The sequence below is a fragment of the Paludisphaera borealis genome (assembly GCF_001956985.1).
GTDB classification, from domain to species: Bacteria; Planctomycetota; Planctomycetia; order Isosphaerales; family Isosphaeraceae; genus Paludisphaera; species Paludisphaera borealis.
In genome coordinates this window covers 239,897-256,031 of record NZ_CP019082.1, presented here as the reverse complement: position 1 = coordinate 256,031, position 16,135 = coordinate 239,897, and the positions used below count along the sequence as shown (strand labels likewise).

Annotated in this window: 12 protein-coding genes; 9 read left to right on the top strand and 3 right to left on the bottom strand. The window is 67.3% G+C overall.

The genetic code is table 11. The features are described from left to right. Positions 1-17: 17 nt before the first annotated feature. Positions 18-818 (bottom strand): indole-3-glycerol phosphate synthase TrpC, encoded by an 801-nt coding sequence (trpC, locus tag BSF38_RS01080; RefSeq protein ID WP_076343072.1) that lies wholly within the window; start codon positions 816-818, stop codon positions 18-20. A 404-nt stretch (positions 819-1,222) separates the two neighbouring features. Here trpC and BSF38_RS30285 point away from each other — a divergent pair, with 404 nt between their 5' ends. Further along, positions 1,223-2,563, top strand: a complete 1,341-nt coding sequence (locus tag BSF38_RS30285; protein WP_145951914.1) for a protein kinase domain-containing protein — start codon at positions 1,223-1,225, stop codon at positions 2,561-2,563. 118 nt (positions 2,564-2,681) lie between these two features. Continuing rightward, positions 2,682-3,641, top strand: a complete 960-nt coding sequence (locus BSF38_RS01070) for a response regulator (RefSeq protein ID WP_083712596.1) — start codon at positions 2,682-2,684, stop codon at positions 3,639-3,641. Positions 3,642-3,662: 21 nt separating this feature from the next. Here BSF38_RS01070 and BSF38_RS01065 read toward each other — a convergent pair whose 3' ends face one another. Further along, positions 3,663-4,136: a hypothetical protein gene (locus BSF38_RS01065; protein WP_076343069.1), complete on the bottom strand. Its 474-nt coding sequence runs from the start codon at positions 4,134-4,136 to the stop codon at positions 3,663-3,665. 296 nt (positions 4,137-4,432) lie between these two features. On the opposite strand from BSF38_RS01065, the gene fdhD reads away from it, so the two are divergent. Then, positions 4,433-5,326: a formate dehydrogenase accessory sulfurtransferase FdhD gene (fdhD, locus tag BSF38_RS01060; protein ID WP_083713703.1), complete on the top strand. Its 894-nt coding sequence runs from the start codon at positions 4,433-4,435 to the stop codon at positions 5,324-5,326. Between the two features lie 341 nt (positions 5,327-5,667). On the opposite strand, the gene BSF38_RS01050 is transcribed toward fdhD, so the two are convergent. Further along, positions 5,668-5,949: a hypothetical protein gene (locus tag BSF38_RS01050; protein ID WP_076343067.1), complete on the bottom strand. Its 282-nt coding sequence runs from the start codon at positions 5,947-5,949 to the stop codon at positions 5,668-5,670. A 109-nt stretch (positions 5,950-6,058) separates the two neighbouring features. Between BSF38_RS01050 and BSF38_RS01045 the strand changes: the two genes are divergently transcribed. The 6 genes from BSF38_RS01045 (at position 6,059) to BSF38_RS01020 (ending at position 16,031) form a co-directional block, all read left to right on the top strand. Then, on the top strand, positions 6,059-7,462 hold the full coding sequence (locus BSF38_RS01045; RefSeq protein ID WP_076343066.1) for an MATE family efflux transporter: 1,404 nt from the start codon (positions 6,059-6,061) through the stop codon (positions 7,460-7,462). A gap of 117 nt (positions 7,463-7,579) precedes the next feature. Then, positions 7,580-12,637, top strand: coding sequence for a PVC-type heme-binding CxxCH protein (locus BSF38_RS01040; protein ID WP_237170688.1), 5,058 nt, complete (start codon positions 7,580-7,582; stop codon positions 12,635-12,637). A 257-nt stretch (positions 12,638-12,894) separates the two neighbouring features. After that, positions 12,895-13,524 carry a sigma-70 family RNA polymerase sigma factor gene (locus tag BSF38_RS01035; protein ID WP_237170687.1) on the top strand — a complete coding sequence of 210 codons (630 nt, stop codon included), beginning with the start codon at positions 12,895-12,897 and terminating at the stop codon, positions 13,522-13,524. Then, a complete protein-coding gene (locus BSF38_RS01030; protein WP_076343064.1) occupies positions 13,521-14,177 on the top strand; it encodes an anti-sigma factor in 657 nt (218 codons plus the stop codon). Before BSF38_RS01035 ends, BSF38_RS01030 begins: the two co-directional genes overlap by 4 nt. 77 nt (positions 14,178-14,254) lie before the next feature. Then, positions 14,255-14,650: a rhodanese-like domain-containing protein gene (locus BSF38_RS01025; RefSeq protein WP_076343063.1), complete on the top strand. Its 396-nt coding sequence runs from the start codon at positions 14,255-14,257 to the stop codon at positions 14,648-14,650. Positions 14,651-14,750: 100 nt separating this feature from the next. Next, positions 14,751-16,031 carry a hypothetical protein gene (locus BSF38_RS01020; protein WP_237170686.1) on the top strand — a complete coding sequence of 427 codons (1,281 nt, stop codon included), beginning with the start codon at positions 14,751-14,753 and terminating at the stop codon, positions 16,029-16,031. Positions 16,032-16,135: the final 104 nt, after the last annotated feature.

Here is a 16,135-nt window from a genome sequence, read left to right as displayed (position 1 = left end):
GGTGCCTCCAGCGGGGATCAACGCGATTCGGGCGCGAGGCCCAGGAGGCGCTCGACGGCCAGGCCGACGTCGGGCTTGCGCAGGAGCGATTCGCCGACGAGGATCGCGGAGACGCCGGCGGCTTCGAGGCGCTCGACCTGCGCGCGGTCGTGGATGCCGCTCTCGCTGACCAGGAGAATCTCGGGCGGGATCTGGTCGCGAAGCCGCAAGGTTCGGTCGATGTCGGTCGTGAAGCTGTGGAGGTCGCGGTTGTTGACGCCCACCAGATCGGCGCCCGCGGCCAGCACCCGGGGCAAATTGGCCGGATCGTGGAACTCGACCAGGGCCGCCATCCCCAGCTCGCGCGCCCGCTCCAGAAGCCGGGCCATCGTCGCGTCGTCGAGGATCTCGGCGATCAGCAGGATCGCGTCGGCGCCGGCCACGCGGGCCTCGACCACCTGGTACTCGTCGATCAGGAAGTCCTTGCGCAGCAAGGGGATCACCACCGCCGCCCGGATTCGAGCGAGGTACGAGAGGTGGCCCTGGAAATAGGGGACGTCGGTCAAGACGCTGATGCAGGCCGCGCCGTGCTGCTGGTAGGCGCGGGCGATCGCGACGGGCTCGAAGTCCTCGCGGATCACCTTGACCGACGGGCTGGCCTTCTTGACCTCGGCGATGAGCTGGATCGCCCCCCGGCCGTCGAGGGCCGCCCGGAAGTCGCGGACCGGCGGCGCCTCGGCCGCCTGGGCCTCCAGCTCCTCGATCGGCATCCGCTTCCGCCCGGCGGCCACTTCGCGCCGCTTCGAGGCGACGATCTCATCGAGAATGCTCGCACTCATTGATCGCTCTTATGGTGTTTTGATTGAAATCGACCCGCCCCGAACTCGCATCATTTAAAAACAACTCGCCCTTAAACCCAATCACGGTCGTGGCGATCGTACGGACGAGGCAAGACAAGCGGGGCAGGTTTTGCCGAACATGCCGAATATCCGTCCTAATTACGCCCATCGACTGCGTTTCCTACTTGCGGAGAGATCGGGCGAGAACATAAAGTCGCCTTGATTCCACGTTGCGAAAAAGCATCACCGCGGCCGGACGGCATTCGTTCCGGGTCGTCGACAGCCAGCTTATCGCATCTCGAGATTTCCGGCAAACGGCCGACGGAGCGTCGAGGACGTCGCCCGTTCGCAACCCGCCTTCAGGAGCGAAGGCGGGGCTTGAGAAGAGTGGAGAGGAGGTCGCGATGACAATCGCCGTGCAATGTCCGAACCCTTCGTGCGGCCGAATCTCCCAGCTCGGAGAAGATCCACTCGGGAGGATATTCCGATGCCCCCGATGCCTGACGAAGCTGCCAGCCGGCGGGGCTTCGAACACGGATTCCGGGTGGGCGCACGTTCTGGGCCCGCTGCCGAGGCAGGCACCGCGGCTCGGGCCTGAGACGGCCGGGCGGGAGTTCGCGTTCTCGACGATCCGCGACGGCCACGCCCACGCTCACGCCCACTCTTTCGACAGCGGCGAGTTCCTGGCGGCGCCGTTCGACGACGACCCCGACGATGTCGATGTCGACGTCGACGACAGCCGGTTCCTGCTGGCCGCCGCCTCCGCGCCGATGCCCGGCGGCGTGCTCGCGAGCCTTCCGGCGCCCGGCCTGACGGCCGTCGCGACGGCGGCGCCGCCCCGATCGGCCCCGACGCGGCGGGAGACCCGAGAGCTTCAGCGAGCGACCGCGGCCGACACGCGCGGCCTGGGGCGGTTCCGGATCGTGGGACTGCTCGGCGAGGGCCGGCACGCCACGGTCTATCGGGCCTTCGACCCGACTCTGGAACGCGAGGTGGCCCTCAAGTTGCTGCGAGCGGGCGCTCCCCGGTCGGCCCGCGCCTTCGAGCGGTTCCTCGGCGAGGCGCGCGCTTTGGCCCGGCTGCGGCATCCCCGGGTGGTCTCGGTGTACGAGGCGGGCCGCGACGGCGATCAGCTTTACATCGCCCTGGCCCTGATCGAGGGAAAGAGCCTGGCCGAGGTGCTCGCCGAGACGCGGCTCTCATACCGTCGCGGCGCGGAGATCGCCGCCGAACTGGCCGAAGCCCTGGCGTGCGCGCACGGGTTCGGCATCGTCCACCGCGACGTCAAGCCGGCCAACGTCCGCCTCGACGCCCAGGGCGAGATCTACCTGATGGATTTCGGGATCGCCTACCGGCCCGATTCCGGTGACGCCCCCACGCCGCCGGGGACCATCCTCGGCACCCCCGCCTACATCGCCCCCGAGCAGGCCGTCGGCGCGTGCAGCGCGGTCGTGCCGGCCAGCGATCAGTACAGCCTGGGTGCGGTCTTCTACGAGCTGCTCTGCGGTCGCCCCCCGTTCTGCGGACCGCCGTCGTACGTCCTGTTCCACGCGATCCATCACGATCCCCCCGACCCCCGCGACATCGACCGACACATCCCGCGCCCGCTGGCGGACATCTGTCGCAAGGCGATGGCGAAGCGTCCCGAGCGCCGCTACGCCTCGTGCCAGGCGTTCGCCGCCGACCTCCGGCGCTGGCTCCAGGGCGCGAAACCTCAGGCCTGCCGCCGCCGCTGGTTCGGCTGACCTGAAAATCGATGGTTCCGCGACGAATCCTCCGCGCCGGCTTGCTTTCACCTGATTGATTGCACCATATTTAGGAAGTTCCAATGGACTGATCCGAAGATGTAGGGAGGAGGACGGCATGTCAGCCGGGTGCAAGGACGACGTTCGAACTCCTGGGTCGTCCCAGACGACGGGTCGGCTGATGAAGCTGCTCGTCGTCGACGACTCCGAATTCGAGCACCAGGTCATCGCCAGGCTCTTGCAAGGCATGGAAGGCGTGCGCGTCGCCTTCGCCTCGGGAGGCGTCGCCGGCCTGGAAGCGGTCGAGAGCGAGACGCCCGACGTCATCCTGACCGACTTGTTCATGCCCGACATGGACGGTCTGGAGCTGGTGCAACGGGTCCGCAAGCGGCGGCCGGGCGTCCCGCTGATCCTGATGACGGCCTTCGGCAGCGAAGACGTGGCCATCCAGGCGCTTCGAGCCGGCGCGGCGAACTACCTCCCCAAGAAAGACCTGGCGCGCGACCTGGTCGGCATGGTGCGCCAGGTCCTGGACGTCTTCAACGCCGACCGCCGCCGCCAGCAGCTCTTCCAGTGCGTCGAGCGCCGCGAGTCGACCTTCGACATCGGCAACGACCCCAACCTCGTCGGGTCGCTGGTCCAGTTGCTCCAGGAAGAGCTTGACGGCCTGGGCGTCCTCGACCGCCCGGCGCAGATCCGCATCCGCGTCGCCTTGCAAGAGGCGCTCGTCAACGCGCTCTACCACGGCAACCTGGAGGTCAGCTCCGAACTCCGCCAGGAAGACGAGCGGATCTTCTTCGATCTGGCGGAAGCCCGGCGCGACCGCGAGCCCTACAAATCGCGCCGGATTCGCGTTTTGACCCGCCTCGACCGCCGGTCGGCGACGTTCGTGGTCAGCGATCAAGGCCCCGGGTTCGACACCTCGCGAATCGACCAGCCGATCGACCCCGAAGACCTCCTCCGCATCGGCGGCCGGGGGCTGCTTTTGATCCGCACCTTCATGGACGAGGTGACGTTCAACTCGACCGGCAACACCATCACGATGGTCAAACGGCTCTCACCTGACGCCGACGCTTGACGGCGCCGAGAACCGACCGTCTCACGCACCGACGCCGACTTCCGCGGGGATCTCGCTGACGATGACCTTGTCGACGGGCTCGTCGATCGACTCGTGGAGCGTCCGGCGGGTCGGGTCGCCCATCGCCTCGGGCCAGATGTAGAAGCCGCCCCGCCAGCTCGGGGGAATGTCCCAGTTCCCCCAGATCCCCTTGCCTTCGTTGTAACCCTGATAGGTGACGTCGTGCTTGCCGATGAACCGCTTGGTCCACCAGCATTTGCCGTCCTCGACCTGGTAGCGGCCTCGGATCAGGAATTCGCCGACGAAGTCGCGGCCCTCGCCGGTGACGACGCCGTGGCGAAAAGTCAGGTGCAGTTCCATCGGGTGCCGGCCCGGCGGGATCTCGGACTGGAGGAAGTAGCCGACCCACGGTCCGGACGGAAAGCGTGAATCGGTTTCGAGATCGGGCAGGGGGTCGGACTCGTTCGGAATCGGGAGGTCGGGTTCAGTCGTCATCACGGCCCTCGGCGCGGCTCATCGGCCGTCGATCGGTGGAATCTCAGGAAGCGAAATCTAAAGAACGACGAATCACGTTTCGATGCGAATACGCAAAGACGTCCAACTTCATGTATCACGCCGGCAAGGTCTTTTGCGGCGGGCGTCTCCGGCCGACGGTTGCCTTGTCGGCCTCCGTCCTCCTATCATTCCATTCTAGACGCGAGACCGCCGACCAAAAGGCGAAAAATCCGGTTTCACCGGGACGGAATTTCTTCGGGAAGGAAGCCGACGACGACGGCTTTCTCAAGGCACCGATGAGCGACCAGCGCAGCACCAAGCCGGCCGGCGTCCTTCGGATCGCCTCGGCGGCCGTACCCTCCGAAGTCGCGCGGGTCGAGGTCCTGGCCGAGGGGCCCGAGGGGCGTCGCGCGCGGACCGACTGGGTCGTCGTCGAGGAGCCGCTGGAGATCCGCGCCGGCGGGCTCGGCCAGAAGCCGGAGAGCGTGGCCGTGACGATGCGGACGCCCGGCCACGACTTCGAGCTGGCCGTCGGCTTTCTGCGCACCGAGGGCCTGATCGGCGTCGGCGACGAGGTCGTCGCGCCGGTCGAGCGAGCGTCGCAAACGGACCTGCTGGGCGATCGGGCCTGCAACATCGTCCACGTCGTCCTCTCGCGGCCGTTCGACGGCTCGGCGCTGAAGCGCAACTTCTTCGCGACGTCGAGTTGCGGCCTCTGCGGCAAAGCCGCGCTCGATCAGGTGGCCGTCCGCTGTGAAGCCGTCGCCCCGGGCCCCGTCGTCGGCCGTTCGATCCTGATTGGTCTGCCCGAGAGCCTGCGAGGGGCTCAAAAAGCGTTCGACCGCACCGGCGGCCTGCACGCCGCCGGCCTGTTCGACGCCGAGGGCCGCCTGATCGCCGTCCGCGAGGACGTGGGACGGCACAACGCCGTCGACAAGCTGGTCGGCCGCGCCTTCCTCGACGGCGAGCTGCCGCTGAGCGGCCGGATCTTGCTCGTCTCGGGCCGGACCAGCTTCGAGATTCTCCAGAAAGCGGCCGTCGCGGGGGTGCCGATCGTCGCCGCCGTCTCGGCCCCGTCGAGCCTGGCCGTCTCAGTCGCCGACCGCCTGGGGATCACCCTGATCGGCTTCCTCCGCGGGCCGAGCTTCAACGTCTACACCCACCCGGAACGCATCGATCCCCTGGTGTGAGGGCTTCGGGTCGCCAGCCGCCCCCTGGTTCAAATCCATCGTCGTCCGCGTCGTGGTGGGACTCGTCTTCCAGCGGTTTCCCCCGCGGACGCGAGGTCCACGACTTCATGGGGTTTCGATGCCCTGCGGGCCTTGTAGGCCTCGACTTCCTTCTTGTTCGCCTCTTGCGCTTGCTTGAAGCCGTAGACGAGGAACCATAAAGCCACAAAGGGCACCGGAAGGAAGAGGACCTCTTGCAGGGTCGAGGCCAGCTCGGCGACCCTCGGGATTCTTCCCAGCCGATTCTTGGCCGCCTCGAAGGGCGAACCACTCGTCAGCAAGACGAGGACCAAGAGCCTTTCTCAAAGGCTCTCGGCGTGAATGGTTTTCCAGATGCAGACGACCCAGAAGGCGACGGCGGCGATCGTGAGGACCAGCGTCAGGACGAAGAGGCCTCGATCGAGTGGCTGCGCCCACGGATGGGATGCGACATAGTCTTCAGGGTGGTATCCAACCGCAGCGACGTAGATCGAGTGTACGACCATGCCCACCATGAGGATGGCGAAGTAGAACATCCACCATCGACGACGCTCGTCCTCGAAGGCGGATTTCACGGCGGCGATGAACGGCGACTTCGATCCCATGCGCGAACCCCCTCGGGGCGCAACGTGCCCTTGATGAAAGGACGGGCGAACGGCCACTGTATTGTAACGACGACGCGACTCGGATCCGACGCTTGAGTGGATGGGGTTCATGGATCGGTTTCAGGGCGGATTGTTGCGGCGGAGTCTGCGGGTCGAGCTGGGGCCGATGCTGCGCCTGGCCGGGCCGGTGATCTCGGCGGAGCTGGGATGGATGGCGATGGGGGTGGTCGACACGATCTTCGTCGGCCGGCTCGGGGCCGAGGCGATCGGCGCGGTCAGTCTGGGCAATGCGCTCTATTTCGCGGTCGCCATCTTCGGCATGGGGTTGCTGCTGGGCCTCGACACCCTGGTCTCGCAGGCATACGGGGCGGGGCGGACTGAGGAATGCCACGACTGGCTGGTCCAGGGGCTTTACCTCGTCGCGGTCATCGCCCCGCTGGCGATGCTTGGACTCTGGGCGGCCATTCCACTGTCGGACCAACTCGGATTGCACCCCGTCGTGCTCGCGCAGGCCAAGCCGTTCTTGAAGGCGCTCACATGGGGCACGCCGGCGCTCTTCCTGTACGCGGCCCTACGGCGCTATCTCCAGGGGATGGGGGTCGTCCAGCCGATCATGTTCGCCCTCGTCAGCGCCAACCTCGTCAACGCGGCGGCCGACTGGGTGTTGATCTACGGTCGACTCGGCTTTCCCGCGATGGGCGTGACGGGCTCGGGCTGGGCGACGGCGTTCTCCCGCTGCTACATGGCCGGCTTCCTGCTGGTTTACGTGATCTATCGCGACGTCTGGAATCAGTCGGGCTTCCTCCGCGCGCGGTTCGCGCCCCGGTTCGGGTCGATCGTCCGGCTGCTGGTGATCGGCCTGCCGGCGGCGGTGCATGTGACGCTCGAAGTCGGCGTGTTCGCGGCGGCGACGACCCTGGCGGGGAGGCTCGATCCGGTCTCACTGGCCGCCCATCACGTCGTTCTCGACGTCGCCAGCGTGACGTTCATGATCCCCCTGGGCCTGTCGTCGGCGGGGGCGGTGCGCGTGGGCCAGGCGCTCGGCCGGGGCGAGCCGGCGGCGGCGGGGCGGGCGGGCTGGATCGCCGTGATCCTCGGCGCGGCGTTCATGACCGCCGCGGGCCTGGTCATGGCGGCGTTCCCCCGGGCGCTGGCATCGCTGTTCACGACCGACGCCGAGGTGATCGCCCAGGCGGCGACGTTGATGATCGTCGCATCGGCCTTCCAGCTTTTCGACGGCCTTCAAGGGGTCTCGACCGGGACGATGCGTGGGGCCGGCGACACCCGCACGCCGGTCGTCTGCAATCTGGCGGCCTACTGGGGCGTCGGCCTGCCGCTCGGCTACCTGCTGACGTTCACCGCCGGACATGGCGTCATCGGCCTCTGGATCGGCCTGGCGACGGGCCTGGGCGCATCCGGGATCGCCCTCCTGTTCGCCTGGAACCGCAAGGCCGACGCGCTGGCTCGCGGCGAGTTCGCCCTGGCAGGGGCCGGGGCTGGGGCTGGGCATTGACGTCGAAACCCGGTTGAATTCCCGCGCCGGGCTTCGGACAATGAAGGACCTCTGTCAACCGACCCTCGACGCAAACTCACCGGGCGCCTCCACAAACGTCCCAAGGGAAGCATCATCATGGAATTACACCGTCAAAGCGAGACGCGACGGCGCGCGGGAACGGCTCGGTTCGCGTCGAGACGCGCGGTCTCGATGGTCTTGTGCGGGCTCCTGGCGGTCTCGGCGCCGACGTTGTTCGCCAAGGACGGAAAAGTTCCCGACCCCAGGTTGACCGTCCCCAAGGGGGCCCATATCAGCGTGGTCGGCAACACTCTGGCCGACCGCATGCAGCACGACGGCTGGCTCGAAACCTACATCCACAGCCGCTTGCCCGAACACCGGCTGACGATCCGCGACCTCGGATTCTCGGGCGACGAGCTGACCACCCGCCTGCGATCGAAAGACTTCGGCTCGCCCGACGAATGGCTCCGCCGCAATCGGACCGACGTCGTCTGCGCGTTCTTCGGGTACAACGAGTCGTTCGGCGGCCTCGCCCAGTTCCGCACCGACCTCGACGCCTTCATCAAGCACACGCTCTCCCAGAAATACAACGGCGAATCGCCGCCGCGCCTGGTCCTGTTCTCGCCGATCGCGCACGAAGACCTGCACGATCCGTCGCTCCCCGACGGCAAGGAGAACAACGTCCGGCTCGAACGGCTGACGGCCGTCATGGCCGACGCGGCCGAGGCCCACAAGGTCCGGTTCATCGACCTGTTCCACCCGACCCAGAAGCTCTACGCCGCGGCCAAAACGCCGCTGACCATCAACGGCATCCACCTCACGCCCGAGGGGAACCGCCAGCTCGCCGAGGTCGTCGACCGCGCGTTGTTCCCCAACGACGAGCCCCTGCGCGACGCCGCCCAGCTTGAGCGACTCCGGCAGGCGGTCGTCGACAAGAGCTTCATCTGGTTCAACCGCTACCGGACGGTCGACGGCTACTCGATCTTCGGCGGCCGGGCCGACCTGGCGTTCACCGACGGCCAGACCAACCGCGTGGTCGCCCAGCGCGAGATGGAAGTCCTCGACGTCATGACCGCCAACCGCGATCAGCGGATCTGGGCGATCGCCCAGGGAGGCGACCTGAAGGTCGACGACTCCAACACGCCCCCGTTCATCCCGGTGATCACCAACAAGCCGGGCCAAGGCCCCAACGGCGAGCACATCTTCCTGAGCGGCGAAGAAGCCATCGCCAAGATGACGCTCGGCAAGGGGCTCAAGGTCAACCTGTTCGCTTCAGAGAAAGAGTTCCCCGACCTCGCTAAGCCGATGCAGATGACGTTCGACGCCAAGGGGCGGCTTTGGGTGGCCTGCTGGCCTACTTATCCGCACTGGAAGCCCAAGGAGGCGATGAACGACAAGATCCTGATCCTTGAGGACACCGACGGCGACGGCAAGGCCGACAAGCAGACCACCTTCGCCGACGGCCTGCACTGCCCGACAGGCTTCGAGATCGTCCCGCAGGGCGTCCTTGTGGCCCAGGCGCCCGACGTCGTGCTGTTGAAAGACACCGACGGCGACGGCAAGGCCGACGTCAAGACGCGCGTCCTCAGCGGCATCGACTCGGCCGACACCCACCACGCCTCGAACAGCTTCCGGGTCGATCCGGGCGGCGCCGTCTACTTCCAGGAAGGGACGTTCCACCACTCGCAGATCGAGACCCCCTTCGGCCCGCCGGTGCGGCTGGCCAACGCGGGCGTCTTCCGGTACGAGCCCCGGTCGCAGAAGATCGAGGTCTACGTGACCTACGGCTTCGCCAACCCCCACGGTCACGTCTTCGACCGCTGGGGCCAGGACTTCGTCACTGACGGCACGGGCAACGACAACTACTTCGGCACCGCGTTCTCGGGGCATCTTGAATACCCGCACAAGCACGGCGCGATGAATCGGTACTTCAAGCAGCACACCCGGCCGTGCGGCGGGACCGAGATCCTCTCCAGCCCGCACTTCCCCGACGACTGGCAGGGCGACCTGCTGTCGGCCAACGTGATCGGCTTCCAGGGGATTCAACGCTACCGGTATCAGGACGCCGGGTCGGGCTTCACGGCCGTCGAGCAAGAGCCGGTCGTCTCCTCGTCCGATCCCAGCTTCCGGCCCGTCGACATCGAGGTCGGCCCCGACGGCGCGATCTACTTCCTCGACTGGATCAACCCGATCATCGGCCACATGCAGCACAACCTCCGCGACCCCAGCCGCGACCGCGCCCACGGCCGCGTCTACCGCGTGACCCACGAAGGTCGGGCGCTGGCGACCCCCGCGAAGATCGCCGGCCAGCCGATCGAGGCGCTGCTCGACCTCCTCAAGTCGTCCGAAGACCGCGTCCGCTACCGGGCCAAGGCCGAACTCGGCGGCCGTGACACCGCGGCGGTGCTCGCGGCGGCCAAGACATGGGTCGCCGGGCTCGACAAGAACGACCCGAATTTCGACCACCACCTCCTGGAAGCCCTCTGGGTCCACCAGTTCCACGACAAGACGAACCTTGAGCTGCTCAAGCAAAACCTGACGTCCGCCGACCCCCGGGCGCGGGCCGCGGCCGTCCGGGTCCTCTGCTACTGGCACGACCGCGTCCCCGACGCGCTCGACCTGCTCAAGAAGCTGGCGGCCGACGAGCATCCCCGGGTCCGCCTTGAAGCCGTTCGCGCGGCGAGCTTCTTCACGGTCCCCGAGGCCGTCGACGTGGCCCTGATCTCCACCGAGAGCGCCTCCGACTACTACCTCGACTACACCCGAGCCGAGACGCTCCGGGCGCTCGAACCGTACGTCAAGAAGGCGCTCGCCGAGGGCCGTTCGATCGAGTTTTCGAGCGACGCCGGGGCGCGGTACTTCCTCCACAACGTGAGCGTCGACGACCTGCTCAAGATGAAGCGAAGCCGGGGCGTGCTCCAGGAAGTCCTCTTCCGCAAGGGAGTTCGCGAGGAGGACCGCCGGCAGGCGCTCGGCGACCTGGCCAAGCTCGCCAAGACGTCGGAAGCGAAGGTCCTGGCCGACGCCCTCGCCGGCCGCGACGGCCGAGGGGACGACCTCGACGAAGGCGTCGTGATCGAGCTGCTCCGGCTGCTCGGCGACCGCGACCCGGCCGCGCTCGCGGCGTCGCGGGCCGACTTCGAGAAGCTGGCGGCCACCGCCAAGCTGCCGATCGTCCGCCAGTTCGGCTACTCCGCCCTGATCGCGTCCGAGGGCTCGATCGACCACGCCTGGAGCCTCGCCGTCCGGTCGGTCGGCTCGCTCCGCGACCTCCTGGCGACGGCCCCGCTGATCCGCGACCCGATCGTCCGGGCCAGCCTCTACCCCAAGGTCGAGCCGTTGCTCCACGCCTTGCCCGCCGGCCTGGCGACGTCGAAATCGGGCCGGGGGGTGTTCGGCCGGTTCGTCCGCATCGCGCTGCCCCGCAAGGGAACGCTCACGCTGGCGGAGGTGGAAGTCCGCAGCGAGGGCCGCAACGTCTCTCGCCAGGGGAAAGCCTCGCAGAAGAACACGTCCAACGGCGGCGACGCCTCACGCGCCACCGACGGCAACCCGGACGGCGAATACGGCCACGGCAGCCAGACCCACACCGAGGAGGACACCGACGAACCGTGGTGGGAGATCGACATGGGGACCGAGATCCCCATCGAGGCCGTCGTCGTCCACAACCGGACCGAAGGCGAGCTGGGCAAGCGACTCCGGGGCTTCGACCTGACGGTCCTGGACGCCAACCACAAGGTGGTCTATCAGAAGCGCGAGAACCCCGCGCCCACGCCCAAATCGGCCTTCGACCTCGCCGCCGAAGACCCTCAGGGGACAGTCCGGCGCGCCGCGATGGACGCCCTGACCACCATCCGGGGCCAGGAAGTCCCGACCTTCAAGGCGCTCGCGAAGTTCGTCCGTGAGGGGATCGACCGGCATGCGGCGATCCTGGCCCTCAAGAAGATCCCCTCGGCCTACTGGCCCGACGACGAGCTGAAGCCGCTGGTCGAGAACGTCATCGCCTCGGTCCGCGCCCTCCCGCCCGCCGACCGCGGCTCGACCTCGGCCGTCGACGCGCTTCAACTGGGCGACCTGCTCGCCTCGCGACTGCCGGCCGACCAGGCGAAGGCCGTCCGCAAGGAGCTGCGGAGCCTGGGCGTCCGCGTGATCCGGATCGCCTCCGTGCTCGAACAGATGCGGTACGACGTCGACCGGATCGTCGTCCAGGCCGGCAAGCCGGTCGAGATCGTGTTCGAGAACGTCGACATGATGCCTCACAACCTCGTTGTGACCCAGCCCGGCGCGCTCGAAGAGATCGGCCTCCTGGCCGAGAGCACGGCCCTGCAACCTGACGCCGTCAAGCGGCAGTACGTGCCGGCCTCGAACAAGATCCTCCTGGCCAGCCGCCTGCTGCCGTCGCGCGAGGTCGAGAAGCTGACCTTCAACGCCCCGTCGCAGGCCGGCGTCTATCCCTACGTCTGCACCTATCCGGGCCACTGGCGGCGGATGTACGGCGCGCTCTACGTCGTCGACGATCTCGACGAGTACCTCGCCGCCCCCGAATCGTACCTGGCCGCCCACCCCGTGCCGATCGCCGACGAACTCCTGAAGTCGACCCGTCCCCGCACGGAATGGAAGTTCGACGACCTGGCGGCCTCGGTCGCCCAGCTTGAGAACGGCCGATCGTTCAGCAACGGCAAGCAGCTCTTCCAGCTCGCCACCTGCGTCACCTGCCACCGCGTCGACGGCGTCGGCGCCGAGTTCGGCCCCGACCTCGCCAAGCTCGAACCGAAACAGAACCCGGCCGACCTGCTCCGCAACATCCTCGACCCGTCGGCGAAGATCAACGAGAAGTTTTACGGTTACGCCCTGGAGCTGGACTCGGGCCAGGTCGTCAATGGCCTGATCGTCGAGGAGACGCCCGACGTCGTGAAGGTCGTCGAGAACCCGCTCTTGAGCACCGTGCCGAAGGTGATCAAGAAGTCGGAGATCACCGCCCGCGCCAAGTCGCCGGTCTCGACCATGCCCAAGGGCCTGCTCGACAAGCTGACCCGCGAGGAGATCCTCGACCTCGTCGCCTACATCGCCGCCGGCGGCGACTCCAAGCACGCCGTCTTCCAGGGCGGCCACGCCTCGGCCCACGGCCACGGCGGAGGAACCGGCCACGGGCCAGGCTCCGGCGGCGGCCACTAAGCCCGCCCGCAACCGACTCGCAAACCCCAATCCCCTCGGCGGACGCCTTCCATCCGTCGAGGGGATTTTGCATGGATTCACCCCAAGGGCTTCCAGCATTCGCCAGCGGGGATTCGGAATTCGGCGTCGCGAGTTCGTCACGGACGGCGTCTCCGCGACAAGGTTCTCGCGAGGCCAAGCAAGAAATCGCGTACACGCAGGGATCGCTTATGTCTCGAGCCCTACCCGCCGCCCCGTCGCGGGGTAGACCATCCACGATGCAACCGCCGGGAAACGAGACCTACAAGATCGAGGCGTTCCGCGGCGCCGAGCCGCGGATGGATCGTCTGTCCGCGGCGAAGACGCAGATGAATGAAGCGACGACGGCCGACGGGCGGGCGGGCGTTCTGGAAAAGCTGGTTCGGGACCAGCAGGCCGGAATCCGGGCCTTCATCCGCATGCTGGGGGTGCAAGAAGCCTCAGTGGACGACCTCGCCCAGGAGACCTTCCTCGTCGCCTACCAGAAGCTCGGCCTGTGGGACTCCACCCGTGACGCGGGAAGCTGGCTGCGCGGCATCGCGCGGAATCTCGCCGCCAACGAACGGCGGAAGTCGGGACGCAGAACTCGGCTGCTCCAAGGGGGGTTGGGCGACTTCCTCGTCGATCAGGCGGACGGTGAACAGCTTCCCGCCGCGACCGAATGGATTGAAGCGCTGCGATCGTGCCTGCAAGACCTGCCGCCGCCGGGCAGAGAGCTGCTCGTGCGGCGGTACGCCGACGGCGAACTCGCCGAGGCGATGGCCGCGCGCATGCGGGTGAGGGGAGACGCGCTTCGTCAGAAACTCCTTCGGCTTCGGCAGATCGTGAAGGCGTGCATCGAACGCAAGACGGGAGAAGCGGGGCGATGACCGAGACGCGTTATCATGAATTGCTCGGTCGATTGCTCGACGACTCGCTTTCCGATCCGGACGCCGAGGCCCTCCGCGACGAACTCGCGTGCAATCCGGACCGCCTGCGCGACGTGCGCGAGCACTTGATGCTCTCGGAATTCTTGTCCCAGGAACAGGCTCCTCATCGCACCGCCGACGCGTTCTGGGAGGGAGTCCGCGCCCGCCTCGGCGACGACTCCGACGCCCCCGCAAGGACGTCGAGCCATCGCAGCCTCGTCCTCCGCGCCGCGGCGGTCGCCGCGATGCTTCTGGCCGCGGTCGGAATCGCCTGGCGTGTGTCGAGTACGCCTTGGGGTCGAACAACCGCCCCGGCGACGGGATACGTCGCCTTCGGTTCGGGCTCTGGAAAAGCGATGCGGATCTCGCTGCGCGGAGAGGTCGTGTGCGAACACTGCATCCTCCACGAATCCGACGAGTGCCGTCCCGCCGTCCGAGCCCATGAGGTGGGTCTCGATGGAACGATACACCTGACCGACAACGCGGTCTGCCGCGACTTCTACCGCAGGGAAGGATGCGGCCGCACCCCCTTGCCGGTCCTCGCCGAAGGGATCGTCCACTCCGAGAACGGTCGCCCGCTGCTCGCGGTCACCCGCCTGGAAATTCGCCATTAGAGCACCCCGTCGGGGCCTCGCCCCGCCTGTTCGTCGTCCCTTTTCGTCTCGATGTTCTCAACCCAAGGAGAGACCTGATGCGACACGCCATCGCGCTGACCATCGCCCTGTTCGCCGGAGCCGGAATCGTCCGGGCCGAAGACGCGACCTACCCCAACATCACCCATGACGAGCTGGTGAAGGCCATCGAGGCCAAGAAGGTCACGCTGCTCGACGCCAATGGCACCGAGACCTACAAGGACGGGCACATCCCCAAGGCGATCGACTTCGAGAAGCAGGAGAAGGATCTCGCCTCGAAGCTGCCGGCCGACAAGTCCGCCCTGATCGTCGCCTACTGCGCGAACGAGCGCTGCACCGCCTACCGCTCCGCCGCCAAGGCCGCCAAGGAGCTGGGGTACACCAACATCAAGCATTACCCCAAGGGCATCCTCGGATGGAAGTCCGCGGGAGGTGAGATCGAGAAGGCCGAGTGACGGCTGCCTCCCACTAGCCGTCGCGACAGGGGCGATCGACCTCGGTCGGTCGCCCCCGACCTTCGAGACGTAATGGAAACGGAAAGGAAGAGGGAGAGGCATGCCCAGTCTGAAGACCGCCCACGTTCGATGGATACGATCCTCCGTGCTCGCCTGCGGTCTAATCGGGTTGCCAGCTCCCACCACCCCCGCAGTCGCCGGGGAGCCGACCGGCGTCCACGACCCAATCCATCGATACAACGATCAACCGACGCTCGACCCGTTCGCTCGATTCAAGGCGGATCTTGAGGCGGGCCGTGCGACCCTCGACGTCGACGACGAGCTCTCGCTGCTGACGAGCCTGCTCCGCGCCCTGGACGTCCCCGTCTCCTCGCAGATGATCGTCACGTCCGCGTCCAGTTTTCAGAAGACGATCATCTCGCCCCGACGGCCGCGGGCGCTCTATTTCAACGACGACACGTACGTCGGGTTCGTGCCGGGGGGGCAGATCGAGGTGATCTCGATCGACCCCGAGCGGGGAGGCGTCTTCTACATCTTCAATCGGCTCGACCCCGGAAAGACGCCGCGCATCCGGAGGAGCGAGAACTGCCTGAGCTGCCACGCGACGCCGGAGATGAACGAGATCCCACAACTGGTCATCGAATCGATCGTTCCGGGAATGTCGGGCGGGGGCGAGAAGGCGTTCCGACGCGGCCTGAGCGGGCACGGCGTCCCGCTCGACCAACGCTTCGGTGGCTGGCTGGTCACCAACGCCTCCGACTTCTCGCGTCATTGGGGCAACATCCTCATCGAATACACCAAGGACGGCGTCCAGGAAAAAACGATGAAGGCCGGCGAGCTGTTCGACCTCCGCCGCTACCCGGCGTCGACCAGCGATCTTCTCCCCCAGCTCCTCCACGAGCATCAGGTGGGATTCGTCAATCGCGCGGTCGACGCGACCTATCGCACCCGATCGCTCCTCCATCAGAATCCGGAGGGGGGCGAGGTCGTTGATCGGGAACTGGAAACGACGGCCCGCGGACTCGTCCGCTACCTGCTCTTCGCCGACGAGGCGCCGCTCCCGCCGGGCGGAGTGAAGGGGTCGGAGACGTTCAAAGCCGACTTCCTGGCGCGCCGCAAGGTCGCATCCGGCGGCCGCTCCCTGCGCGATCTGGAGTTGAATGGTCGGCTGATGCGTTATCGATGTTCCTACATGATCGAATCGAACGCATTCACCGGCCTCCCGCCGCAACTCAGGCGAGCCGTCGACCGTGAGCTGGAGAAAGCCCTCGACCCAACGTCGCCCTCGCCGGACTACGCCTACCTGCCGATCGACGAGAAGCAGGCCGTCCGGACGATCCTCCGCGAAACGTTCCCTCCGTTGAACGACGCCGCCCACTGAAGGCGGCGGTGGTCGTCCCTTGCGACGCGCCGGCCGATCGATTCGAATACGACGGTCGGACGAGCGCCGACGAGGCCGTCCCGCGTGTTGGGCGGACCCCGTCC